The following is a 23,776-nucleotide window of genomic DNA, read 5'->3' on the forward strand; positions in this document are numbered from 1 at the left end:
TAATCACCGCAGCTTTGGGTTCAGCGCATCGCGCAGCCAGTCGCCCAGCAGGTTTACAGACAGGGCCAGCGCCAGAAGGGTGCAGGCCGGGAAGAACAGGATCCACCACTCACCCGAGAACAGGAAGCCCTGCCCAATGCGGATCAGTGTACCCAGCGATGGTTGCGTCGGAGGCGCACCCACACCCAGGAAGCTGAGCGTTGCCTCGGCAATAATCGCCAGCGCCAGCGAGATCGTGGCGATCACCAGAACCGGGCTGAGAACGTTGGGCAAGATGTGGCGGAACATGATCGGGAACGAACCGCGGCCAATCAGACGCGCCGCCTGAACGTATTCCTTGTTCTTTTCCACCAGCGCGGCACCGCGCACCACACGGGCGAACTGCACCCAGTCGGACAGCGCGATCGCGATGATCAGAACATAGATCGCCATCTCATTGCGGTATTCCGGGGGTGTTACGCCCTTGGCGATCCCAAAGATCAACATCGCCACCAGGATCGCAGGGAAAGTCAGCTGCACATCCGCAACCCGCATGATCAGCGTTTCGATCCAGCCCCCAAAATACGCAGCAACAAGGCCAAGAACGATACCGATGATCATCGCAAGCAGAACCGCCGACACACCGACAAACAGCGATATACGCATACCGTATAGGATGGTTGAGAAAACGTCCCGCCCCTGATCGTCGGTGCCCAACAGGAACGTGTCCTGAGTAAAGGCGTTTGGTGTGCCCGGAGGTGTAAACCCGTTCATCAGGTTCAGCGACGCTGGGTCGAACGGGTTGTACGGTGCAATCAGTGGCGCAAAAACAGCCGACAGAACAAGGACCAGCACCACTAAAGAGGCGATGATCGCAACCGGCGAATGCCGGAACGACCAGGCAAAATCGCCGTCCCAGAACTTAGAGAAACGCGACTTGGTGGGGGCGGAAGGGGTTTCGATGGTATCGGTCATGTGGCCCTCGCGTCGACACGCAGGCGCGGGTCAATGGCATAGTAAAGAAGATCAACGATCAGGTTAATCGAGACGAACATGACCGAAATCAGCATCAGATAAGCGGCCATGACGGGGATATCGACAAACTGGATCGCGTTGATGAACAGCAGGCCAACACCGGGCCATTGGAACACCGTCTCGGTGATGATGGCGAACGCGATGATCGAGCCCAACTGCAGACCTGTAATCGTGATCACCGGAACCATGGTGTTTTTCAACGCGTGGCGGAAGTTGATTACACGATCCGACAACCCGCGGGCGCGGGCGAACCGGACGTAATCGGCACGCAGAACCTCAAGCATTTCCGACCGCACCAGCCGCATGATCAGCGTCATCTGATACAGACCCAGCGTAATCGCAGGCAAAATCAGCGCCTTGAGACCAGAAGTCGTCAAGAAGCCGGTGGACCAGTTGCCAATCATAACGGTTTCGCCCCTCCCGAAGCTGGGTAAGAGGTCTAGTTCAACCGAGAAAATGTAGATCAATAAGATCCCGATCAGGAAGGTCGGCAGGGACACCCCGATCAGCGATACGGTCATGATTATATTCGCAGCGACCCCTTGTCGTCGGATGGCTGTGAATACGCCCAAAGCGATACCCATGGTGATAGCCAGAAATCCCGAGACAAACGCCAGTTCCAACGTGGCTGGCGCGCGTTCGGCGATGATCGTCGAGACTGGACGTCCCTGACGATACGACACGCCAAAATTTCCTTGAACAGCCTCTTTCAGGAATTTGTAGTACTGAACCGGAATCGGCTGATCCAGCCCCAGCTCAGTGCGCAGCCGGTCGATATCGGCTTGCGTGCGTTCCTGACCCAGCATGTTGTCGATCGGATCGCCGACAAACCGGAACATAGAAAACGCAACCAGACCCACGACCAGCAGTACGATCACGGATTGGAGCATCCTTCGGACGATATATGCGAACATTCACTTTCCCCATTGATCCGCTTCTCTATGCACGGGCTGACCAAATGGTCAAGGTATCGCTAACGGGCAGGTATCAAAGCGATCCTAGTTTCTGCGCTATAGGATTTGTATGCAGTGTAAGATGTGGATTGGCGCAACCGTTCCTGTCCGCGCCAATCCCAATATCATGCGCCTTCAGTTCACCGTCACCCAGCGCAGCAAAAAGAAGTTGTCGGGGCGTTGTGTCAGCTCGATATTGCTGCGTGTCCCCCAGACCAAAGGCTGCACATACATCGGCACATAGACCTGTTCGTCCTGAATGATCTTGGCTACTTCATCCAACATCGCCTGGCGCTTGGTCTCATCCAGCTCAGACTGGATGGCAGGCAACAGCTCATCTACACGCGCGTTCGAGAACCCACCGAAATTCCAGCTGCCCAGCTTTTTCTCTTCGTTCGGGGTCGCGACAAGGAACCGAACGGGGTGTTCGGCATCAAATGTGCCCGGGCTCCAGCCCAGCAGGTACATGTCATAGTTATCCTCGCGCAGCTCGGGCCAGTAATTGCGCACAGGCATCGCCTCCAGCTCGGCGGTGATCCCGATCTGGGCCAACATGCTGACAACGGCCTGACAGACGGCCTCGTCATTCAGATAGCGGTCATTGGGGCACTTCAGCCCGAATGAGAACCCGTCGGCATATCCTGCCTCGGCCAAAAGCGCCTTTGCACCTTCGACATCAAAAGCAGGGCGTTCGGCATGGGCCGATGAATAGCCGCTCATGGCTGGGCTCACCAATTGCGATGCCGCCTCGGCATTACCGCGCATGATGGTGGCCAGAATGGCATCCACATTCACGGCCTTTGCCACCGCCTTGCGCACACGTGGATCACGGAATGGGTTCGGCTTGCCCTCATCGTCTGTGTATTTCAGCGTCTCGGCCTCATGATCAAAACCCAGCATGATTACGCGGGCCTCGATCCCCTGAATAACCTCGACATCACCGTCTTCCTGCAGGCGCGCGACGTCCTGAATAGGCACCGGATTGATCATATCCACGTCGCCCGACAAAAGCGCGGCAACAGCGGTGGCCGGGTTCTGGATCGGGTTAAACTCGGCGCGCGTGATATTGTGTTCGACGTCTCCCCACCAACCCTCGTGGGGCTCTAATACGGTTTTCAGACCCGGCTCGCGCTCGGTGACCTTGAATGCCCCGGTGCCATTGGCGTTGATGGTCGCAAAATTTCCGGCCTCTTTGTCCGGAACGGCGGCATCATTGGCTTCGGTCCAGCCTTGATCCATGATCATCCAGTTGGCAATCGAGGATGGGAATAACGGGTTCGGCGCGGTCGTCATGATGTCGACGGTATAATCGTCAACGACGATGACTTCGCTGACCGGCGCAAACCAGCTTCGCGTATCCGCGGCCTCGCCCGAAGCACGCTGATAGCTGAACAGAACATCCTGCGCATCAAATGTGCTGCCGTCATGAAAGGTTACACCCTCGCGCAACTTGAAGCGCCAGCCATCGCCCTCTCCAATCGGTTCCCAACTGACGGCCAGGGCAGGCTGAACGCTCATGTCCTTGTCGCGCCGAACCAGTCCTTCGTAGACGTTATTAAGAAATCCCAGAACCGGGGCCGAATTGACCGCGTGCGGGTCCATGGTTTGCGGGTCCGTGGTGGAGGCCCATTTGAAATCTGCAGCCTGAACACTGGTGGCAGCCAGCATTGCAATGCCAATGGCGCTGTTCCTGAGGATCATTGTTATGTCTCCCTGTTTCTGGGGCCGAGTTTTCTTGGTTTTTGTCGCATGCGCAAGGAAATCTCAGATCGCAACAAAAAACAGGGCGCGAAAATCGCGCCCTGTCTGATCGTCAAAGGTTTTGACTTATTTAATGGTGAAGTATTTGACCTTGGGCTGGTCTTCGGCATCCACTTCGATGCCGATACCGTCAGCCATACCCCAGTTCAGAACCTGGTGATGGATTGGGATGTAAAGCGCCTCGTCCTGCACCACACGCCAGATGTCCGCGATGTCAGCATTACGCGCGTCCAGGTCGGTGTTCGAAGCGAGCGACTTGATCTTCGTGTCCAGCGCGTCGTCCTGATAGCCGGTTCCGTTCCATGTGCCGATATCGTCTTCGCGACCGTGGACCAAGAAGTTGAAGATGTATTCCGAGTCATATGTCGGAACACCCCAACCCAGCATGTAGAAATCTGTCTTGCCGTCGGTGATCAGCGGGAAGTGCTGTGCCTTCGGTTTAGCGTCCAGATTTACGGTCACGCCGATCTGGCCCAGCATGCCAACGGCCGCCTGACAGATCGCTTCGTCGTTGATGTAGCGATCGTTCGGGCAGTCCAGACGTAGCGAGAAGCCATCGGGATAACCCGCCTCGGCCATCAGCTCTTTGGCCTTTTCCAGATCGGTGGCGGATTCTCCGTCCATCGCTTCGGTCCAACCGTTCACGAAAGGCGGTGCGATCATGCCCGCAGGCTGCGATTGGCCACGCATCACGACCTGCTTGATCGCATCACGGTTGATCGCCATCGACATCGCCTGACGCACACGCACATCGGCCAGAGGGTTCTTGCCGTCTACGTTGTCCGCTTCAATGTCATCCGAACCCTGGTTCATACCAAAGAAGATCACACGGTTCTGCGGGGCTTGCTTGACCATCAGGCCATCGGCGCCATTGACGCGGTCGATGTCTTGCACCGGCATGTCCTGCAGGAAGTTCACCTCACCCGACAGCATCGCGGCAACACGGGTCGCAGCGTTCTGGATGGGGGTATAGACAATCTCGGTCACTTCCATCGGGAACTGGTCGATGCCCCAATAGTTGTCGTTGCGCACCATCACGGTTTTGACGTCAGGCTCGCGGCTCTGAAGGACGTAAGGGCCCGTACCGTTGGCATTGGTGGTGGCATAGGTAATCTCGCCGCCTTCGAAATCCTGCACATTGACTGTGTCATTCGCCTCGGCCCAACCCTTGTCCAGAATGAACAGGTTGGTCAGGTTCGATGGCAGGATTGGGTTCGGACCGTCTGTGACGATCTCGACGGTGTAATCGTCAACTGCACGCACTTCGGTGATCGAACCGATCAGCTCTTTCATGTCCGAATTGGGTTGCTTGGCCCGTTCAAAGCTGAACACGACGTCTTCGGCGTTGAAGTCTGCGCCGTCATGGAATTTCACGCCCTCGCGCAGCTTGAAAACCCAGACATTCGGGTCATCAGCCTTGGGCCCCCACTCGGTCGCCAGCGCAGGTTCAAACGCGCCTGTTACGTCGCGGATGATCAGCGGCTCGTACATCTGGTGACGTATTGTGTGTGACGGGCCTTCGTTTTGCGAGTGCGGATCCAGCGTCAGCGCATCACCAGCACGTGCCCATCGCAGCGTTTCCGCCGATGCGGCACCCGCCATCAATGCGGTCGCACTGGCAGCGATCATCAGGTTCTTCAGGTTCATTGTGGTCTCCCCGTTTTTCGTTGGCACCGTTCCGCGGAACGGCAGACCGGTTTTGACGGTCATGGTGATGCTGATAATCCAGATCATTCTGGCGGTTGCAACACCAGATTGTGAACTATCTGGATTTCCGATCAAAATTGAAAAGCCCGAATGCCGGGTTCAGCGCAGAATGACCGACCGCTGATGCGGATCATCTGGGAAAACGCGCCCGGATTGGACGCATTGAAAAATATGCCGGAATACCAGACCAGCCTCGCCGCCCGGCGAAACCGGACCAAAATATTTGTGGCCGGTAGGCGTGTCATAGGCCGTATTGATGTCGTCGCAATCAACCTGAAATATGTTGTGCGGGGTTCGGTCGATGTTCTCTGGCCCGGTATGACCCAACCGGCGGGACGCAACTTTGTTCCTGAGGTTTGCAGCCTTACTGGCCCGCAACGCCAGATCGTCAGAGGCGAAATAGACAACCACATTCCGCGAAGCGTGGCTGACCAGCACACCGGGCTCATTTTCATGCACGGATTCATTAACGACATCTGCAGCGACCATGAAGGTATTGCGAAACAACAGGGGCACGCCCGACGCCAGATCATACCGATCCCATTCTATCAGCGTTTGGCGCAAAACCCGATTGCCCATCGAATGCGCCAGAAGGTTGATCCGTTTCAGACAGGGAGCGATTTCGGGTTCGTTATCTTCACTGTTGCGCCATTCCAGAAATCGCTCCAGCACCCGCGCAAAGGAAAACCCGCTTTGGTCCGCGGATTTCTGGTCATCCCAGTATTTCTGAACGATCCCTTGCTTGGCGTCGCTGGGCCAGATCAGAGGCAACACCATCACTTCGCCGGGTTTGGCCTGATCGCACAGACGCTGAAGCTCGGCCGTTGTTCGAAACACATCGTCGGGCAGGTTGTTGAACCCGTGCAAATATAACAGGATCTGACGGCAATCGCTGTCGCGCACCCGCCGCAAGAGCTCTTTGCTGGTGATTTCGGTGTGGTGTTCATCCTCGCCTTTTTCACAATAGAACACCGAATTCGAAGGTGCGTTGTTGTCCAGATCAAAGGTGAAGCGACGTCCTTTGCGGGTGCGAATACTTTGGGTTGGAAATCTGTTCGTTATAAAAAGCATGAAAGCCCCTCCTGTTCAGGATGGAACCAGCCTAACAAGTCGACCGCATTGGCGACACAGAAATCCCGGAGCCTCCGTGGTTTCTTCCGGTCGCAATTTAAAAATGGCGTTCGAGCGGGGATCTGAACCAGAGCTTAACCATTCAAGAGCCGGTCTTGCGATCAAGATCCGCCTCTGACTGGGTCGTGTGCCGAAGCGACCTAGTTCACTGCAGCGTTGATGGGAGTTGTTATTATTGAGGGTGTGATTTGGCTGATTGTTCTTCCCCATTTTGTGACGGGGTTTTCTGCGATGAAGATGATGTCGTTGGATCGCATCTGGAATTGTGCGGCGAGGGTGAGTTGTGCGGCGTTTCGGATGTCGAGGTGCCAGGCGGTTACGGCGCCGAATTCTCGCGCGTCCTGCGAGGCGCGCAGGACGTAGACTTCGGATGCGTCGCCGGTTTCCTTGGCGATGCCGCCGCCGGTGTCGAACAGGGCATCGGCCAGGGTGGCGGTTTGGTTGAACGGCAGGGCATATCGGCCCTGGGTGCGCACCTCGCCGGACAGGTAGACATAGTCGCGGTCAACCGCGTCCAGCTCGATGGATTGGATGTAGTTGCTGCGGCGCTCGTCCAGGTCGGCGCGGCGCAGGTTGACGGCGGTGTTCAGCTCTTGCAGGGCGGTCTGGCGGCCTTCCAGCACGGTTTCTCGTAGCGCGATCTGCTGGGCAAAGAAGCGCTCGGCCCGGTCCAGATCATAGTCGGTATCGACAAAGACCGAGTCATCGGCGATCAGGCTGAGGTTCTGCAATGCGGTGCGCGAATACAGGTCTTCGAGTGGGATCTGATACATCTGCCCGTCGCGGTAGATGCGGACCGAGGAATTGTCGATATCGCTGACCGAGACTGATCCTGCGGCCGCCAGCGCCTCGCCCAGGGTCAGCTGGGTCAGGGTGATGGGCTGGATGCCGGGCTGGCCGACGGCGCCGCCGACCGAGACGCGGCGCGAGTTGAACTCGGCGATTTCCAGGCTGAAGGTGGGGTCGATCTGGTTTTCCACCAGGCGCTGGAACAGCAGCGCCTCGGCCTCATCCACGGTCAGGTCGACCAGACGGACGCGGCCGACATCGGGGATGTTGATCGAGCCGTCATCCTGCACGGTATAGCCGTTGCGGCTGTTCTGTGCGGCCAGCAGGCCCGACAGCTCTCCGGCGGTGCCTTGGGTCGAGGGGGTCGACAGCACCAGCACGTCGCCGATGCCGATGGTGTAGGGGCCGGGATTGACCTGCGGCGGCGGGTCCAGCTGCAGCCCGGCACGCGACCCGTCCTGGGTGGACGGTGCCTCGGGCAGGGGGCCGGTGCCGCGCAGGCTGGTGGAGGAGCCGGATCCGGCGGACAGTCCGAACACCGTTGGCAGGGTCTTGGGCGAATAAGGCGAACGGTTGGCGACCAGCACGGTCTCGGGCGTGACCGGTACAACGCGGACTTTACCGGCGTCTGAAACGCCTGCGGTGACTGACGGGCTGCGATAGATTGTCGAACACCCGGCCATCACAACACTCAGAGCCAGCGAACTGAGGAGAAGTGGAATATGGCGCACGATACGTCCTCTGCTGTTGGTAGTCTTAGCTGTCATTGGGCACATCCTTTATGAACATGTTGCCGAGGAAGTTGCCGGTCCATTGTGAGGATTGAACAATGCGTCCTGAACTGTTTTGCACCCAGTAAACGTTGGTAAAACGATCCGCCACCCCGAAGCATTCTTCCTGCCATTTTTCCGTCGCGACGGGGTTTCCGCGCAGCAAGACGGTCTCGGGCCCCAGGGTGTCGATCCGACATTCATAGGCCCGCAGGTTGACCTCGTCATCGCCGTCGAGAAAGCTGTGGAACCGTTCGGCCCGGCCCGGTCCGGCGCCCAGGATCCGCGCCGCGCTTTGGCGTACATCGGACGCCGACATGCCGTCGCCAAACCCCAGGGCCGAGGTCAGCATGCCACGTTCCAGCGTGATGGTGGCCCCATCGGCGGTCAGCCAGGTCTGTACGCCTGCGCGCTCGGTCTCAAGCAGCATGACACCGGCAAGATCGCGACTGGGAAACCCGACCTCAAGCCGGGGCGGGATCGGGCGGCGCGCGCCAAGGACTTCGGCGCGCGGATGGAACCGGGGCGCGTTTGGGAACAGCGCGCTTTTTAACAGGTCGGCATCTTCCTGTGCTTCGCCGCAGGAGATCAGGGCCAGGGCCAGCAGGGCGCTGCGCAGGACCTTCATCGCCAGAACCTCCCCCAGCCGCGCGACAGATCCTGCGCGCGCGCCTCGCGGGTCACGCCATACAACCGGTTGCGCACGTTCAGCCGCGCGCCGCCATCGCGCAGGACGGGGCGGATGGTCTGGGCGATCTTGTTGCGCGACGGGCGGCCGGTAAACCACGAGACCGGGATTTCCAGCCGGATACCCTTGTCGAACGAACCCTCGCCAAACTCTTCCGAGCTGACATTTGTCAGGGTAAAGAACGCGCCCACCTTGAAGCCGTTGTTGAACTCGCGATCCAGCGTGAAGGTGGCCCCATAGTCGCCGGCCAGATAGCGCCCGACATCGACCTGCGCGTGATACTCGCCCGGCAGATCGTAATAGGCCGAGACATGCCCGGTGAAGACGTTGTAATCCTGAAAACCAAACAGCACGTCAAAGTCGCGTTGGGCGACATAGTTGACCTCGGCCCCGAGCGCCAGACGGCTGTTGTTGGGATACCAAAGCAGTTCGGTCGAAAGCCCGCCGAACATGGTTTCCAGATAGCCCAGCGTGGTGCGGGCATAAAGATCCTCGCCCGGTCGCCACATATACTCGGCGGTCATATGTTCGATCCGCAGGTTGGATTCGCGGGCATAGATGTTCCAGTCCGAGCGCACATGCGGCAGGGTCGAATCCGAGGCGCGGGTGCTGTCATCCAATGTGCTGAGGATCGGCTGGCGTATCCCGGTCGAAAAGGTCAGACCCGGCGACACGGTGTAATCCAACTCCAGCGCGGCACCCAGTTCGTAACGCAGCGGGTCGTCGGGATCAAAGAACGAGAAGTTCAGATAGGGACCGAACCGGTAGGCAAAATGCGGAAAGGCATCGGTGAGGAAACCGCCCTGCACCAACGGCAACGTGTCCGAGATCTCGGCCCGGGCAAAGCTGCGCCAGGCGTTGTCGGGGTCATGCTCCAGTTCATAGAGGTCATCGCGGTTGACGCGCACCGCGCTCAGCGGCACGCCGTTCGACATCAGCGCAATGTCGAAATGTTCGGCCTGGGGCGGTTCTGTATTGGCCAGCACGCGGGCGGTGCGGCCGAGGGCCTGGGCGGCCTGCCCATAGCGGTTGTTCTCCACCCCGACGCGGACAGTGTCGCCGCTGTCTGACAGATAGACCAGCCGCACCCCTTCCTGGTCCAGGGCAGATTGCATCCGCGCCCGAATGTCGCCACTGCTGCTGTTCGCTGTCGCAGCGGCGACCTGCGATTCAGGGAGCAACGGCGGCGGTGCGGCACCCTGACCGCCCGGTGTCACCGCTTTGCGCGGATTGACGAAATAGCTGTAGGTCAGCCCCAGCGAGGTGCCATAGAGATAAGAGGCCGTCAGCTGCGAACCGTTCCGGAACTGGTATTGGACACCAAAATTGAAGGGTGATTTAACCCGGAAACTGTCGTTGACGGCTTCCGCTGTGTACAGGTCGGGCGAATACTCGGCCAGAAAGGTCAGCCGGTCATTATATTGCCAGCTGGCGCCGCCAAACAAAGCCGCATCGCCGCGGAACCAGTTGCCGAATTCGACCTCACCCCCCTGGCCGTTCGAGTTTGACGCGGGCCGGGTGTCGAACCGGCTGCCGAATATCCCCAGCGGGTTCGAGAACGCACCGCGCCCTGCCATGCGGCCCCATCCAATGCCGCCGGTCAGTTTGAACCGGTCCTGAAAGGTCTTGGTGGCCACGAAATATTCCGCGGCATAGATGCCGGTGCCGCCAAAATCGCGCAGCCCCATCACGATGGCCGGGCCATGCCTGCTTTCTTCGCGCAACCGGAAATGGACGTCAAAGCTGCGGTCATATCGGGTGCCGCTCGTGCCATCAAACCCGTCAATCACCGCATAACGGAAGCTACCATGCACCCAGGGCAGCATCTGAAACGTCATCGTTGCCCGAGCGGTGTTCCTGAGACCTGCGGCGGTAAAGACAAGCGTGCCATCATCGAACATCTCGGCGGTGGGAATCTCGATCAGCCCGGGTGTGCCATAGGTCGATACGGACTGCGCCTGCGCCATGCCCGTTACAATGGCGCATATAAAGACCAAGAGGGCCTTCCGCCTGATTGTCACCGCTCGAATAATCTTCACGTCGTTATGTCGCTTTTTGGACGACGGGCTAGACCTTTCGCCAATCCACGTCCCGCCTCAATTTGCTCGAGGGCTTATTTCCTTTGTGTTTGTGGTGCAAATACAATTCCACACGTAATTTAATTGGAGATCGCAATAATTGAATTCTACTTTAGATTGAGTGAATTGCAGGAAACCTTCATATTGCTGTTGCGATATCCGGACCTGATTCAGATCAAAAAACGGGATTTATTGGCGATTGCCGCGCCCAAAGCTGACTGTGGCATGCTCGCGACCGCCACGGTTGGGCGCGAGGGGGTCCACCGGTACCAAGGTCCTTGATCAGGCCCCGCCGCGGCGCACCATGACAGCAAGTGTCCGCCACACAACGCGCATATCCATCGCAAGGCTGGAATTGGCGATATAGTAGAGATCGGCCTGAACCTTTTGATGCGTTGCATCTGTCCCTTCAATATAGCCCAGCTCGACCTGCGCCCATCCGCTGATGCCGGGGCGAACGTCGTGACGCTCCTGGTATCCGGGGACCTGCGCCAAGTACATGCGTGCATGTTCAATGTAATCGGGGCGGGGCCCGATCAGGCTCATCTCCCCTTTGAAAACATTAATGATTTGCGGCAACTCATCCAGGCGGCTCCGGCGCAGGAACCGTCCCAGCGGCGTGATCCTGTCTTCTTCCAACGGGCAATCTGCGCCGCGCTCGATCTTCTGGGCCGGGCGCATCGAGCGAAACTTATACGCCGTGAAAGGTTTGCAGTTCCGGCCCATGCGCTCTTGCGAGAAAAACAGCGGCCCCTTGTTCCAGAACGGGTTCAAAACCAACAGAACACCACCACACAACAGCATCAGAGGCAGCAGGAAAAATGTACTGATCAACAGATCAAACGATCGTTTGAAACCATGAAACACCAACCGCGAAACAGGGCCAGAAATCCGCCGCTCACCAGCCGAACCAGACGCCTCGTGATCAGAAAAATTGGAATCAAACATATTTACTGTAAAGCCTAACCGTTATCTATCGTTAAACACGCAATGAGGGATAAGTCATTCCTAAGCTCTTAGTAACCTACTCAAGAAATAGTCAACAGTTTTCAAATGGACGCGGTTCGAATTCTGGCAATTACGACTGACATCGTTGCGTAAATAGGCAGAGGGGATCTCTTCACCTGAACCCAGCCTGATAGCACAACGAGATGAGCTTATTATTCCCAACGAAGTTCAAGACTACAAATTGACGGTCGCGCTACGATGCACATATCAGCAGACTTTTTTGATAGCGAAATTGGGTCCCGGGTTGTCTCGGTCAAAAGGCGTCTATAAGCATACTGCACTGTTAAGTCATATTGTTCGAGATTCCTTGTGATGCTCATTGCCCCTGTTGTCCTCTGTGATTCTGGCGACAATCGTGCCCAAAACTCAGAACGCAACAGTACCATACATATATACCTTCCTGTCTTCTTCGGATGAAAACCATGAAAATTGCAGTTGCTGGCCTCGGTTACGTGGGGCTGTCCAATGCGGTGCTTTTGGCGCAGCATAACGATGTCACGGCGGTCGATGTATCTGAGACACGCGTTCAGATGGTCAACGACGGCCGATGCCCGATTGTGGATCCTGAACTGGAAGAGTTTCTTACCGCGCGCGAACTGAGCCTCAGCGCCACCACGAATGGCAGCGCAGCTTACGAAGATGCGGATTACGTTATCGTCGCGACCCCTACAAACTATGATCCGAAGACGAATTCATTTGATACCTCAAGTGTCGAAGCTGTTGTTGCCGAAGTTCTACAAGTAAATCGCACCGCCACGATCGTTATCAAGTCCACTATCCCTGTGGGTTTTGTGCGCGACCTGCGTGCCCGGATGGAGACCGAACAGGTGATCTTTTCGCCCGAGTTTCTTCGCGAAGGACGCGCGCTATACGACAACCTGCACCCGTCACGAATTATCGTGGGCGAACGGTCTGAACGAGCGCGTGTATTTGCGGATTTGCTCCTTGAAGGGGCCTTGAAGAATGATGTCGAGATCCTGTTTACCAATTTGGATGAGGCTGAGGCGATCAAGCTTTTTGCCAATACTTATCTCGCGATGCGCGTAGCGTTCTTTAATGAGCTCGATAGTTACGCAATGGCTGGTGGTATGGATACTCGGCAGATCATCCAAGGCATCAGCCTCGATCCACGGATTGGTGGTCATTATAACAATCCTTCCTTCGGTTATGGCGGTTATTGCCTGCCAAAAGATACCAAGCAGCTGCTGGCCAACTACAACCACGTCCCACAAAACCTGATACGGGCAATCGTGGACGCGAACCGGACCCGCAAGGATTTCTTGTCCGACCAGATTCTGATGAAATGTCCCAAAGTGGTCGGCGTCTACCGTCTTGTGATGAAGGCGGGGTCAGACAATTACCGACAGTCTTCGATCCAGGGGATCATGAAGCGCTTGAAAGCCAAAGGCATTAAGGTAATCGTTTATGAACCGGTGCTGGAAGACGATGAGTTTTATCGGAGTCGAGTAGTCCGCGACCTTGATGCCTTTAAAGCCGAGGCGGATATGATCGTTACCAACCGGCTGACAGATGAAATCGCGGATGTGTCTGCTAAGGTTTTCACCCGAGATCTTTTTGGAGCGGACTGAACGTATGGCAGAAAGAAAGCAGACGTAAATGTGATTACAACTGACGATTGGCAGCATTAGTGCCAGTTATTGGGATAGGTCGTGGATTCCGATGGCATTTGGTTCTGTGATTTCTTGGCTCTACCGGCAGGTTTGGATCGCTGTTGGCCGCGTTGATGGAAAGAGGGTTGCGGAGCAATAGCTTCCACCGCTGTCAAACCTCCCATCCACAGGATTAATTCTCTGACTTCTCCCATGGTGGGTTCACCCCAATCTCGGCGACTAGGAAATCCATGAAAACCCGGACTTTGGGCGACAGCACATTTGATTTTGGGTAAATGAGCCACAACACATTCTCCTCAGCGGCTTCGTATTCGGGTAGAACATGCCTGAGCGCACCTGAGGCAAGCTCCTCCTGAATACTCCAAAGCGAGTTCATCGAGATGCCCGCGCCGGCAATTGTTGCCAGCTTTTGGCTGAGGCCGTCATCCATAATCAGTGGGCAGTTGGTTGCATCAGGGTCGAACGTCGCAGTGGCGCCATGTGCTGTCTTCAGCGTTCGCGCCCGGATTTGCCGAAACGCTATCAGTTTGTGTTTTGCCAGATCGTCCGGTGTTTTGAGTTCGCCATAAGTCTCCAAGTAATCAGGAGCTGCGCAAAGTATGCGTTTGTCATTGGCAAGCTTGCGCCCCTTGAGGCTGGTGTCGATCAGCGGCGCGTTGCGCAACGCAAGATCGTAGCTGCCTTCGATCAAGTCAAACTGCGTGTCTGACAGACGCAAGTCCAGGGTTACCCCGGGGTGCTGATCCTGAAACTTGGCGAGGATCGGGGCGATGTATAGCTGGGCAAATGTACTGGGTGCGGTAAAGCGAAGGGTGCCAGTGGCTTCGGCAGAACCTTGCCCCAACGCCGCCAGCGCAGCATCTTCCTGCGCCAGAATCTCGCGCGCGTATGGAAGGAACTCGGCACCCTCAAGTGACAAGGACACTTTGCGCGTCGACCGATGAAGAAGTTCGACGCCCAGCTGATGTTCCAGTTTGGCAAGCCGCGCACTGGAAACAGCTGGAACCAGCCCCAGTTCGCGCCCCGCGGCCGAGATGTTTAACTTGTCTGCTGCAAGCACAAAAAGACGAAGGGTTTGGGTATTCATAGCTCTATTATATTCGAAAACCGAAAACTGAAACTCGTTATTGCCAGTTTTTTCGGTTTCTGCAAGTGTTATTTCGGGTTCAACGATAGACACACCAAATGGAGCCAAACATGTCTGCCCGCCCAAACGTCCAGTCACAGATTATCGAAGCCTTCAATTTCCGGCACGCGACCAAGATCTTTGACCCGGACAAAAAGATCAGCGATTTTGATTTTGAAACCATTCTTGAGGCCGGGCGCTTGTCTCCAACCTCTTTCGGGCACGAGCCGTTCAAAGTTCTGGTCATACAGTCGCCCGAGATGCGCGAGCACTTTCGCGAGTTTTCCTGGGGCGCAAATGGGATGATGAACGGAAGCAAGGGCCAATTGGGCACTGCCAGCCATTTCGGTCTGATCCTTGCCAGTACGGCAGAAACCATGACCGCGGGATCGGACTATTTGCAGGATCACTATCGTTCGGTGAAGCAACTGCCTGACGATGTCATCGAATTGTTCAATGGCGCCTATGGTAAATTCCAATCGACAGACCACCGCGTCATGTCCGACCGAGAGATCTCGGATTGGTCCGGTAAGCAAGCCTACATCGTACTTGCCAACATGATGACAGCAGCGGCCCTGATGGGGATCGATTCCTGTCCAATTGAAGGGTTTGATATGGAGCTGACCACAACGGCCCTTTCCGAACATTTCGGTGTGGATACGACTAAATGGAAGCCAGCCGTCATGTTCGCCTTTGGGCATCGTGCAAGCGACCCTCAATTCCCAAAAACCCGCCGTCCGATGGCCGAAACAGTGAGCTGGTTCTAATACCCCTTTAACACGGTAAAGGCTGCCCGATCGGCACAAGCAAGGAGTGATCCGATGCAGAAAACTGGTATCGTGAATTATCATATCCACAAAGCACAGCGGCAAGCGTTTGAGCTGGATGCCGGCGGTATCGTTGGAAATCTGGTTTCGCCCGAACTGGCACCCACCAAAGTGTCGCTGACCGACATACGTGGATCGGCGCAGCCTTTACGCTTCGCCGAGGACGGGTTCGAGTTTGTCGTTGCCCCAAGTTCCATTGGCGCGTTTACAAACAACCGCTGGCAAAAGACATATGATCAGGAACTCACGCGGCTTTTGACAGACAAACTAGCGGCCCGCGAGGTCGTGATCTTTGATCATACGGTCCGGGTGGATGACCCGGACGCTGCCCGCAAGCCGGCGCGAAATGTTCATAGTGACTATAGCGAGGATGGAGCCTGGCAACGTCTGATTGATTTGCTTGGCGATGAGAAGGCCGCGGAATGGGCGAAAGGCCACTACGCCTTTGTTAATGTCTGGCGTCCTGTTGAGCACGCAATCAACAGTGCACCTCTGGGATTTGTGCGCAGTTCAAGCATTGATCCGGACGACTGGATTTTACTCGACCTGATCTATCCGGACCGTCAGGGCCAGATTATGGGGCTTGTGGGTAACAAAAGACACGAATGGCTTTACCTGTCTAAGATGACGCCGGATGAGGTTGCCGTCTTCAACATCTATGACAATCAAGGACTACCGTCGGTCGCGCATAGCGCGCTTGATATGATCGAAGACCCGACGGTAACAACCCCGCGCAAAAGTATCGAGAGCCGCACATTGGTGCGGTATTGAGCGAGGATCCAGTATGTTCGACAAGACTCAGACTGCGGCATTTACCACGATCAACCACGGGTTCAACCAAGTGTTTCGCCCCAATCGGCTGAGCGTTGGGCTCGTTCTGCCTTTGGAAGCCTACGCGGTCGGCGCAGAACCGACCATGACAGGTCACATTGAAGCGGCTCAACTAGCCGAGCGTCAGGGTTTCTCAGCGCTTTGGCTGCGGGATGTGCCCTTCAACGTGCCAAGTTTTGGCGATCCGGGGCAGATCTTGGACCCTTTTGTTTATTTGGGTGCGCTGGCATCTGTGACGGATCGTATAGCACTTGGAACAGCAAGCATCGTTTTGCCTTTGCGCCATCCAGCACACGTCGCAAAAGCTGCTGCATCGACGGATGTGTTGTCGGGAGGGCGGCTGCTGTTGGGTGTGGCTTCCGGCGATCGGCCGGAAGAATATCCGGCCATGAACCAAACCTACTCGGATCGTGGGGAGCGGTTTCGCGACAGCATCGACTATATCCGCGCGGTTGGCGCACCTTATCCCAATCATGCAAGCATGCAGGGCAATCTTTCCGGCGGAATTGACCTTTTGCCGAAACCTGCGGGTGCGCGCTTGCCGCTGCTAATTACAGGAGGCAGCCAGCAATCCCCCGACTGGGTGGCACAGAACGGCGACGGTTGGATGACCTATCCAAGGGATATCGCATCACAAACGCGCGTCGTGGCAGAATACCGGGATAAACTGGCGCAGATGAGGCAACCGGACAAACCGGTCATGCAATCGCTCTATGTCGATCTGCTTGATGACCCTGACGCCCCCGCGCGACCGATACATCTGGGTTTCCGATCCGGTTCGAATTTCCTCCGCCGCTACCTTAGCGAGGTTGAAGCTTTGGGGGTCAACCACGTAGCCCTGAACCTGAGATTTAACCAAAACCCCATCGACACGACGCTAAAACGTCTGGCCGATGATCTTCTGCCAGACTTTTCATAAAGGAATATCCACATGACCAAGACCATTCTTGTCACGGGCGCGACCGATGGTATCGGGCTGCTCACGGCCAAAAAACTTGCGGCTGACGGCCACAGGGTTCTTCTACATGGTCGGAACGGGTCAAAGCTGGAAGCTGCCCTTGAAGAGGTGGGCGGCGAAGCAGAGACATACGTTGCTGATCTCTCTGACTTGTCGGAAGTGGTTTCGCTTGCTGGTGCAATCCGGGAAAAACACGAAACTCTGGATGTTTTGATCAACAACGCGGGCGTGCTGAAGGCTCCGAAACCGGTGCTGGGGAACGGGCTTGATATCCGCTTTGTCGTCAACACGTTTGCGCCGTACTTGCTGACTGAATTGCTGTTGCCGATGATGCCTAAATCCGGCCGTGTCGTGAACCTTTCGTCGGCGGCTCAAGCACCGGTGAACCTGCGTGCCATACAGGGCAATACGCCCCTGTCTGATATGGATGCATATGCCCAAAGCAAGCTGGCTATCACCATATGGACGCGCGAATGGGCCAAGGCGTTGCCGGAAGGCCCCGCCATGATTGCTGTAAATCCAGGTTCGCTGCTTGCCTCAAAGATGGTCAAGGATGGCTTCGGCGTTGCAGGCAACGACCTCAACATCGGCGCAGACATCCTGATCGATGCAGCGTTGAGCGAACAGTTCTCAGGCGCGTCGGGACGTTATTACGACAATGACAGTGGTGCGTTCGCCGATCCGCACCCAGCAGCCCAGAACGCCGAGCACTCAATGGATGTGATGAACGCAATTCAAGCGATTACGCGCCGGCAAAGTTAACCCGCGCGCCATCGACGCGTTACTCCATTTGTTTCAACCCAACCCCTCGCATCTTTGCTGCCGAGGGCCAAGAAAGGACTGTCCGATGAAATACGAGAACTTCCAAACCTTCGATGTCCATGTGGAAAACGCAATCGCGACCGTGACCTTCAATTTCGGAACGGTAAACGTTCAGGGCCAGGAGATGTTGGCCGACCTCAACAGCCTTGCAATGCGGCTGGAACGGGACCGGGACACTAAAGTTGTGGTTTTCCAGTCCGCAAATCCCGAAATCTGGGTTTGCCACTATGACACCGAGCTTCTCAAAGATATGTCGACTGAGGCTGTTTCACGCGAAGATGCCCAATTGCTGGACCTGCAATCCGTTTGCGAGCGCCTCAGCAAAGTTCCGCAGGCGACGATAGCAAAACTGGAAGGTTTTGCGCGTGGCGGTGGGCATGAACTGGCGCTTGCGCTGGACATGCGGTTTGCCGCGCGTGGGAAGTACAAGTTCATGCAGATGGAAGTTGGCATGGGCATCTTGCCATGTGGCGGCGGCGCGTCCCGGATGGCCCGCCAGACCGGTCTTGGTCGTGCGCTTGAAATTATCCTAAGTGCGCAGGACTATGATGCAGAAGATGCCGAACGCATGGGGACAATCAACAAAGCTTTGGAGCCCGATGAGATCGGTCCTTATGTCGATGCGCTGGCAAAACGCATCGCTCAATTCCCGGCTGAATCGATCAACGCGTGCAAGCAGATGGTTTATGAATCCATTGACAAACCCATTGCCGAAGCTCTGAAAGCCGAAGCCTATTGGCTCTATCAAGCGACGAGCAAGACGCCCGCGATCAAGCGTTTCACGATCGCCGACGAACAGGGTTTGGAGCATGACATCGAAAACCAACGCAATTGGGGTGAGCTTGTCATGAAAGTGCAGGAGATCACTGGCTAACTACTGATGGATCGTTTGACCGGCTGCTCCTTGTCTTGGGTGGCCGGTCATTGTGGCAGGGTTGGCGATTAGTCAGACTATCCGCTCCTTATTAATCAATGATCGCTGGCCAGTTGGCATTTAGAGCTTGCCGTCAGCCCGCAAGCACCCGATCACGCGGCTTGCCATATTTGCGCACCGCTTGCCACCGAATGGAAAGATCGTTTCAAAACCACCCTGCACCTTTCGTTCCAGCGCTGAGCGGAGCCGGAGGCGCGCGCGGAAAAGGCGCGTTTTTACGGTGATCGGATTGATCTGAAGCTCACGAGCGATGGCCGTCACGCTCATATCTTCGGATTCACGTAAAAGAAACGGAAGACGCATATCGGGTGGCAGTTCGGAAACCGCCGTTTCCAATAGCCCGCGGAGTTGTGCGCGGCCTAAGGCGGCATCGGGCAGTTCTGCATTCTGACCGGGAAAAGTCAGGACCCGCGACTGGTGGGGTTCCTCAACGGTATCGTACACTTCTTCTGAACGAATACGCCTGCGTTGCATGCGCGAGGCGTTGATGACGATCCGGGTAACCCAGGTCGCAAAGCTCGCGCGTTCCTGAAAACTGTCCAATTTGCTGAAAGCTGACATATAAGCCTCTTGCAGTGCGTCTTCTGCCTCGGCGTCTGTATCAACGATTCCGCGGGCTACTCGGAACAGACGGGGGTTCAGGCGTCGGACAAGTTCGCGGACAGCAAATTCGCTTCCGTTCCGGGCGTCGTCCACTAGCTCTGCTTCGGATTTTTCCGTTTCAATTTTTGCTTCTGACTTGCGACTTGTCCCGATCGTCATGATCCGTTCTTCCGCTTGATGGTACCTTTCGCGATGATATCCTCTACCGATGGTAAGACTGCCAGAACCTGATTTGACACGTCAGTCCGATCTTTCGAGCTTCCTTCCCAACCCGCATCGGCCAGAGTTCCAACCACAATGCGGCCGACCATCGCCGCCATCTCGTGCGGTAAGCAATAGTAATCGTACACGCCGGGAACCGTCAGCGTGACCTCGAAAAACTCGTCTGGCAGCAAAAAGTCGCTATCCCAAGGTTCCGCCGCCGCTGGAATGCGGCGCATTCGGTCATAAAATTTGGGGTGGTAGGTGGTCACTGTATGGCTGTTTCCACGGTCCCAGTTGGTGAAACGGATGGTAGAGCCCGGAGTTACAGAAAGGCCGAAGGGATCAAACCAAACCACCTGGCCACGCGCGCTGCCGCGCATATCAATGTTGGTTAGGGTTTGCGCACCCGATGATCGCGAGACTGCGCAGGAGGCAATTGTGCCACCTGCGAGCCACAGTGCTTGACGTCTTGTACAGATCATTCGGCCAGCCGTTCTTTTGCTCCTTCATCGTGGAACAGAACAACATGAGCGTGGGGTTTCTCAACTCCGGGGTGGCCGGCATTGAAGTACACATCTGTCGAGCTGACGGTGTGCGATCCCAGATTGAGCCCGTTGAACGAAACCCCGTTCTGCAGATCGTCGAGCGGGGTCATATAGACCGTAGCTGACAACTGACCTTCGCGATCGTAGGCCAGAAACGGACCGGCGGGCAGGGTGGCGGGGTCTACAAACAGCGTGCCGAGGCCGGGGATAAATTCCGGCAGTGGCAGTACGTCGCTTACTTTCACATAAGGATCACCGGCGGGCGTGTTCATCAGAGCTTTTTCGTCATGCGCATTGGCGAGCGTTGCAGAGACGAACAATAGTCCGATTGCAGACATAGAAAGCTTAGTCATGGGCTTGTCCTTTCCAAAGTTCACATCCGGCGCGTCAAAATTGGCACCTGTGTTATTGGATGCGTTACGGGTGAAAAGGTTCCCAAGTTTCTTCGTGATTTTCTGTTAGCCAACAGTGCTGTGGTCAGATGAAAAGGGAAACCTGGCGATCAGGAACGTGTTTGGGACACTCACGCCAAGGCTGGCTAAGCTACTGGGTGGCACTCCACCTCATACCCAAATCCGACAGATGCCTTTGCACCCGTCCAGGATAGTCAGACACGATTGAATCCACTCCCAGCTCAATCATCCTGCCTATCTCGTCGTTTTCATTGACGGTCCACACAGCGACGCACAGGCCCAGCTTTTTGGCAATAGCCACGCTTTCCGCAGTCACATCCGCAAAGTACGGGCACCAAAGCGCGCCACCAGCTTCCTTGACCAACTTTGGAATTTCATCGTGACGGCCGCGAAAGTCCGGACAGACCGCTTTCGAAGAGTCTTCGCCTATATCGTCCGCATTATCTGGTAACTGAGTCAGGTAGGAAGATGGCATATCGGGAGCTTGCCGCTGGCATTCCTCCAACAAATTCCAATCAAAGCTGTGCAGGACTGCGCGTGACGACATGCTTGTCGTGTGTAGCTCTTGCAGCACGCACTTTACGAATTTCTGTCTATAGGATGCGTCGTGGGCCAAGTCTGGATCCGACTTCAGTTCGAGCATGAGACAGGCATCGGCGTATTTTGGGTCAGCGACCAGTTCCAGCAAGTTCAATAGCCTCGGAACCCGAACACCATCCATCTGAGCCTGATCCGGGAAGCGACGACCGTAGGCGGAATGCCCGTCCAATCGTCCGATGTCGAATTGTTGGATCTGGTCAACGGTCAGCGAGGAAACCTTTGGCTCTTCTCCCACCAAAAACCTTCCATTGGCGTCACGAAAAGTCGGAGCGTGCAGCCGGTGGTTATGGGTTATGACCGGCACGTCATCTGCCGTAAGGACAACATCAAACTCAAGGAGTGGAACGCCGATCGACAGTGAGAAGTCAAAGCCAATCATGCTGTTTTCAGGTAGAATGCCTCGGGCACCTCGATGCCCCACAACCCGGATCAGGTTGTCACCGCCACGAAAGGCCTCGACCTGTGGAAACGTCATCAGCCCTCCAGCCTTTCGCCGGTTGAGTGATCAAACAGGTGCATGTTCTCTGAGGCAACCGAAAACCGCATGTTCGGATGTCGGCCTTCGATTGGGTGGACTCCCGGAAGACTTATCGTGATCGCGCCGCCAGAGCCCATCAACTGGCCGTGCAAAAGTGTGTTTGCCCCCAATGGTTCTGCCATCTGAATCGCAGCTTCCAGCGGGCCATTTTCATCTAACGAAAGATGTTCTGGTCTTACCCCTAACTTTATCTTGATATCAGGCCCCGGGGATGTGCCGATCTCAACATCTCCGATCTTGACCGTCCCGTTTTCGCGCCGGGCATCAAACACGTTCATCGCTGGGCTACCGATGAATTGCGCCGCGAACAGAGTTCTGGGTGTTTCGTATACTTCCAGTGGTGTCCCGATCTGCTCGGCGATACCGCCATTCATCACGATCATCCTGTCCGCCATCGTCATGGCTTCGACCTGGTCATGCGTAACATACAGAGAGGTGACTCCTAGCTTTTCCTGAAGTTCACGGATTTCCAAGCGCATCTGAACCCGCAGTTTGGCGTCCAGGTTCGAAAGCGGCTCATCAAATAGGAAAACAGCCGGCTCGCGGACAATGGCACGTCCCATAGCGACCCTCTGACGCTGACCGCCTGATAGCTGTCTGGGCTTGCGGTCCAGCAGAGGTTCCAACTGCAACAGCTTTGCTGCCTCGGTCACTTTTTGATCGATCTGATCTTTGGGCAACCCGGCGATCTTCAGCCCGTAACCCATGTTCTGACGCACCGACATATGCGGATAAAGCGCATAGTTCTGGAACACCATGGCGATGTCGCGATCCATCGGCTCTTTCTCGTTGGCCCGTTCTTCGCCAATTCGAACTTCACCGTCCGTCACGGTTTCAAGGCCCGCAACCATGCGCAGAAGTGTGGACTTTCCACATCCTGATGGGCCAACGATCACGATGAACTCGCCATCCGCAATATTTATGTCGATGCCGTGGATCACATCCGTCGGGCCGAAGCTCTTTTTGACATTTTCTAGGGTTACTGTTGCCATTTCCTACTTCTCGCTATCGACTAGGCCGCGGACAAAGAGCTTTTGCATCGACACCACCACGATAACAGGCGGGATCATCGCCAGAATTGAGGTGGCCATAATCGTTGGCCAATGTGCAAAATCATCGCCAGACGGGAACATCTGTTTGATTCCCATCACGATGGTGTTCATTTCTGGATCGGTGGTGATCAGCAGCGGCCACAGGTATTGGTTCCAGCCGTAGATAAACAGGATCACAAACAGCGCGGCGATATTGGTTCGACTCATGGGCACCACGATGTCGATGAAGAACCGCATCGGTCGCGCGCCATCCACGCGGGCAGCTTCGGCCAGTTCATCAGGGATCGTCAGGAAGAACTGACGGAACAGGAATGTTGCCGTTGCTGAAGCGATCAAAGGAAAGATTAGTCCATAGTAGCTGTTGAGCATGCCAAACCCTGCCACAACCTCGAACGTTGGAACGATCCGCACTTCGACCGGCAGCATCAGGGTTAGGAAAATCAGCCAAAAGAACGTCGTCCGGCCCGGAAACTTGAAATAAACGATTGCAAAAGCGGACAGCAGCGAAATGACAATTTTGCCTACAGCAATGCCAATGGCCATCACCAGACTGTTGAACAACATCGTCGCGACGGGCACGTTTATGCCCGAGAACAACGCTGCTTTGTAATTCACCCAAAACTGATCGCCCGGCACAACGGGCATAGGCGGCGAGACGATGTCTGCCTGTGTGACGGTCGAGGCCACAAAGGCCAGCCAGATCGGAAAAAAGATGATCAGAACACCAAGGATCATGAATACATGGGTCAACCAGATGCCCGCGCCGCGTTTCTCGACCATTCCGTGTTGTTGG

At 56.0% G+C, this 23,776-nt stretch carries 22 protein-coding genes; 6 read left to right on the forward strand and 16 right to left on the reverse strand.

From position 1 onward, the window contains the following. Positions 1-3 precede the first annotated feature (3 nt). From ACR0AK_RS14400 to ACR0AK_RS14440, 9 genes are all read right to left on the reverse strand, one after another. Positions 4-954, reverse strand: coding sequence for an ABC transporter permease (locus tag ACR0AK_RS14400; RefSeq protein ID WP_170565268.1), 951 nt, complete (start codon positions 952-954; stop codon positions 4-6). Then, complete coding sequence (locus ACR0AK_RS14405; RefSeq protein ID WP_170565271.1) at positions 951-1,928, reverse strand: ABC transporter permease; 978 nt, start codon at positions 1,926-1,928, stop codon at positions 951-953. Before ACR0AK_RS14405 ends, ACR0AK_RS14400 begins: the two co-directional genes overlap by 4 nt. Positions 1,929-2,102: 174 nt before the next feature. Continuing rightward, complete coding sequence (locus ACR0AK_RS14410) at positions 2,103-3,668, reverse strand: ABC transporter substrate-binding protein (RefSeq protein ID WP_480793811.1); 1,566 nt, start codon at positions 3,666-3,668, stop codon at positions 2,103-2,105. 126 nt (positions 3,669-3,794) lie between these two features. Further along, positions 3,795-5,375, reverse strand: a complete 1,581-nt coding sequence (locus ACR0AK_RS14415) for an ABC transporter substrate-binding protein (protein ID WP_480794521.1) — start codon at positions 5,373-5,375, stop codon at positions 3,795-3,797. Positions 5,376-5,534: 159 nt separating this feature from the next. Next, the gene (locus ACR0AK_RS14420) at positions 5,535-6,506 is read right to left on the reverse strand and encodes an alpha/beta hydrolase (protein ID WP_480793812.1); all 972 of its coding nucleotides are present in this window, start codon (positions 6,504-6,506) and stop codon (positions 5,535-5,537) included. A 200-nt stretch (positions 6,507-6,706) separates the two neighbouring features. Continuing rightward, positions 6,707-8,122 carry a polysaccharide biosynthesis/export family protein gene (locus ACR0AK_RS14425; protein WP_480793813.1) on the reverse strand — a complete coding sequence of 472 codons (1,416 nt, stop codon included), beginning with the start codon at positions 8,120-8,122 and terminating at the stop codon, positions 6,707-6,709. Continuing rightward, positions 8,112-8,753: a YjbF family lipoprotein gene (locus ACR0AK_RS14430; protein ID WP_480793814.1), complete on the reverse strand. Its 642-nt coding sequence runs from the start codon at positions 8,751-8,753 to the stop codon at positions 8,112-8,114. The genes ACR0AK_RS14425 and ACR0AK_RS14430 overlap by 11 nt, the downstream gene beginning before the upstream one ends. After that, positions 8,750-10,810: a YjbH domain-containing protein gene (locus ACR0AK_RS14435; RefSeq protein ID WP_480793815.1), complete on the reverse strand. Its 2,061-nt coding sequence runs from the start codon at positions 10,808-10,810 to the stop codon at positions 8,750-8,752. Before ACR0AK_RS14435 ends, ACR0AK_RS14430 begins: the two co-directional genes overlap by 4 nt. 363 nt (positions 10,811-11,173) lie before the next feature. Continuing rightward, on the reverse strand, positions 11,174-11,839 hold the full coding sequence (locus ACR0AK_RS14440) for a sugar transferase (protein WP_480793816.1): 666 nt from the start codon (positions 11,837-11,839) through the stop codon (positions 11,174-11,176). Positions 11,840-12,321: 482 nt separating this feature from the next. Between ACR0AK_RS14440 and ACR0AK_RS14445 the strand changes: the two genes are divergently transcribed. After that, on the forward strand, positions 12,322-13,488 hold the full coding sequence (locus tag ACR0AK_RS14445) for a nucleotide sugar dehydrogenase (RefSeq protein WP_480793817.1): 1,167 nt from the start codon (positions 12,322-12,324) through the stop codon (positions 13,486-13,488). A gap of 214 nt (positions 13,489-13,702) precedes the next feature. Here ACR0AK_RS14445 and ACR0AK_RS14450 read toward each other — a convergent pair whose 3' ends face one another. Next, positions 13,703-14,617 (reverse strand): LysR family transcriptional regulator, encoded by a 915-nt coding sequence (locus tag ACR0AK_RS14450; RefSeq protein ID WP_480793818.1) that lies wholly within the window; start codon positions 14,615-14,617, stop codon positions 13,703-13,705. Between the two features lie 110 nt (positions 14,618-14,727). Between ACR0AK_RS14450 and ACR0AK_RS14455 the strand changes: the two genes are divergently transcribed. From ACR0AK_RS14455 to ACR0AK_RS14475, 5 genes are all read left to right on the forward strand, one after another. Next, positions 14,728-15,423, forward strand: a complete 696-nt coding sequence (locus ACR0AK_RS14455) for an NAD(P)H-dependent oxidoreductase (protein WP_480793819.1) — start codon at positions 14,728-14,730, stop codon at positions 15,421-15,423. 54 nt (positions 15,424-15,477) lie between these two features. After that, entirely contained in the window at positions 15,478-16,254 is a 777-nt protein-coding gene (locus tag ACR0AK_RS14460; protein ID WP_480793820.1) for a CmcJ/NvfI family oxidoreductase, read from the forward strand. A gap of 13 nt (positions 16,255-16,267) precedes the next feature. Next, positions 16,268-17,233: an LLM class oxidoreductase gene (locus ACR0AK_RS14465; protein WP_480793821.1), complete on the forward strand. Its 966-nt coding sequence runs from the start codon at positions 16,268-16,270 to the stop codon at positions 17,231-17,233. A gap of 12 nt (positions 17,234-17,245) precedes the next feature. After that, the gene (locus ACR0AK_RS14470) at positions 17,246-18,034 is read left to right on the forward strand and encodes an SDR family NAD(P)-dependent oxidoreductase (protein ID WP_480793822.1); all 789 of its coding nucleotides are present in this window, start codon (positions 17,246-17,248) and stop codon (positions 18,032-18,034) included. An 85-nt stretch (positions 18,035-18,119) separates the two neighbouring features. After that, the gene (locus tag ACR0AK_RS14475) at positions 18,120-18,968 is read left to right on the forward strand and encodes an enoyl-CoA hydratase/isomerase family protein (protein ID WP_480793823.1); all 849 of its coding nucleotides are present in this window, start codon (positions 18,120-18,122) and stop codon (positions 18,966-18,968) included. 120 nt (positions 18,969-19,088) lie between these two features. Here the strand turns inward: ACR0AK_RS14475 and ACR0AK_RS14480 are convergent, their stop codons facing one another. The 6 genes from ACR0AK_RS14480 to ugpE all read right to left on the reverse strand — a co-directional run bounded on the left by ACR0AK_RS14480 (position 19,089) and on the right by ugpE (position 23,763). Next, positions 19,089-19,790, reverse strand: a complete 702-nt coding sequence (locus tag ACR0AK_RS14480; RefSeq protein WP_480793824.1) for an RNA polymerase sigma factor — start codon at positions 19,788-19,790, stop codon at positions 19,089-19,091. Continuing rightward, a complete protein-coding gene (locus tag ACR0AK_RS14485) occupies positions 19,787-20,317 on the reverse strand; it encodes a cupredoxin domain-containing protein (RefSeq protein WP_480793825.1) in 531 nt (176 codons plus the stop codon). The genes ACR0AK_RS14480 and ACR0AK_RS14485 overlap by 4 nt, the downstream gene beginning before the upstream one ends. Further along, positions 20,314-20,733, reverse strand: a complete 420-nt coding sequence (locus tag ACR0AK_RS14490; protein WP_480793826.1) for a hypothetical protein — start codon at positions 20,731-20,733, stop codon at positions 20,314-20,316. Before ACR0AK_RS14490 ends, ACR0AK_RS14485 begins: the two co-directional genes overlap by 4 nt. A 190-nt stretch (positions 20,734-20,923) precedes the next feature. Beyond that, positions 20,924-21,868 (reverse strand): glycerophosphodiester phosphodiesterase family protein, encoded by a 945-nt coding sequence (locus tag ACR0AK_RS14495; protein WP_480793827.1) that lies wholly within the window; start codon positions 21,866-21,868, stop codon positions 20,924-20,926. Next, entirely contained in the window at positions 21,868-22,923 is a 1,056-nt protein-coding gene (ugpC, locus tag ACR0AK_RS14500; RefSeq protein ID WP_480793828.1) for a sn-glycerol-3-phosphate ABC transporter ATP-binding protein UgpC, read from the reverse strand. The genes ACR0AK_RS14495 and ugpC overlap by 1 nt, the downstream gene beginning before the upstream one ends. Before the next feature lie 3 nt (positions 22,924-22,926). Then, a complete protein-coding gene (gene ugpE / locus ACR0AK_RS14505) occupies positions 22,927-23,763 on the reverse strand; it encodes a sn-glycerol-3-phosphate ABC transporter permease UgpE (RefSeq protein ID WP_480794522.1) in 837 nt (278 codons plus the stop codon). Positions 23,764-23,776: the final 13 nt, after the last annotated feature.

The organism is Ruegeria sp. BI12 (assembly GCF_056537985.1).

Coding starts and splice junctions, on each gene's coding strand:
- ACR0AK_RS14445 (WP_480793817.1), top strand. CDS start 12,322: ATGAAAATTGCAGTTGCTGGCCTCGGTTACGTGGGGCTGTCCAATGCG.
- ACR0AK_RS14480 (WP_480793824.1), bottom strand. CDS start 19,790: ATGACGATCGGGACAAGTCGCAAGTCAGAAGCAAAAATTGAAACGGAA.
- ugpC (WP_480793828.1), bottom strand. CDS start 22,923: ATGGCAACAGTAACCCTAGAAAATGTCAAAAAGAGCTTCGGCCCGACG.
- ACR0AK_RS14440 (WP_480793816.1), bottom strand. CDS start 11,839: ATGTTTGATTCCAATTTTTCTGATCACGAGGCGTCTGGTTCGGCTGGT.
- ACR0AK_RS14485 (WP_480793825.1), bottom strand. CDS start 20,317: ATGATCTGTACAAGACGTCAAGCACTGTGGCTCGCAGGTGGCACAATT.
- ACR0AK_RS14460 (WP_480793820.1), top strand. CDS start 15,478: ATGCAGAAAACTGGTATCGTGAATTATCATATCCACAAAGCACAGCGG.
- ACR0AK_RS14405 (WP_170565271.1), bottom strand. CDS start 1,928: ATGTTCGCATATATCGTCCGAAGGATGCTCCAATCCGTGATCGTACTG.
- ACR0AK_RS14495 (WP_480793827.1), bottom strand. CDS start 21,868: ATGACGTTTCCACAGGTCGAGGCCTTTCGTGGCGGTGACAACCTGATC.
- ACR0AK_RS14400 (WP_170565268.1), bottom strand. CDS start 954: ATGACCGATACCATCGAAACCCCTTCCGCCCCCACCAAGTCGCGTTTC.
- ACR0AK_RS14455 (WP_480793819.1), top strand. CDS start 14,728: ATGTCTGCCCGCCCAAACGTCCAGTCACAGATTATCGAAGCCTTCAAT.
- ACR0AK_RS14420 (WP_480793812.1), bottom strand. CDS start 6,506: ATGCTTTTTATAACGAACAGATTTCCAACCCAAAGTATTCGCACCCGC.
- ACR0AK_RS14415 (WP_480794521.1), bottom strand. CDS start 5,375: ATGAACCTGAAGAACCTGATGATCGCTGCCAGTGCGACCGCATTGATG.
- ACR0AK_RS14450 (WP_480793818.1), bottom strand. CDS start 14,617: ATGAATACCCAAACCCTTCGTCTTTTTGTGCTTGCAGCAGACAAGTTA.
- ACR0AK_RS14425 (WP_480793813.1), bottom strand. CDS start 8,122: ATGACAGCTAAGACTACCAACAGCAGAGGACGTATCGTGCGCCATATT.
- ACR0AK_RS14465 (WP_480793821.1), top strand. CDS start 16,268: ATGTTCGACAAGACTCAGACTGCGGCATTTACCACGATCAACCACGGG.
- ACR0AK_RS14470 (WP_480793822.1), top strand. CDS start 17,246: ATGACCAAGACCATTCTTGTCACGGGCGCGACCGATGGTATCGGGCTG.
- ACR0AK_RS14430 (WP_480793814.1), bottom strand. CDS start 8,753: ATGAAGGTCCTGCGCAGCGCCCTGCTGGCCCTGGCCCTGATCTCCTGC.
- ugpE (WP_480794522.1), bottom strand. CDS start 23,763: ATGGTCGAGAAACGCGGCGCGGGCATCTGGTTGACCCATGTATTCATG.
- ACR0AK_RS14490 (WP_480793826.1), bottom strand. CDS start 20,733: ATGACTAAGCTTTCTATGTCTGCAATCGGACTATTGTTCGTCTCTGCA.
- ACR0AK_RS14410 (WP_480793811.1), bottom strand. CDS start 3,668: ATGATCCTCAGGAACAGCGCCATTGGCATTGCAATGCTGGCTGCCACC.
- ACR0AK_RS14475 (WP_480793823.1), top strand. CDS start 18,120: ATGAAATACGAGAACTTCCAAACCTTCGATGTCCATGTGGAAAACGCA.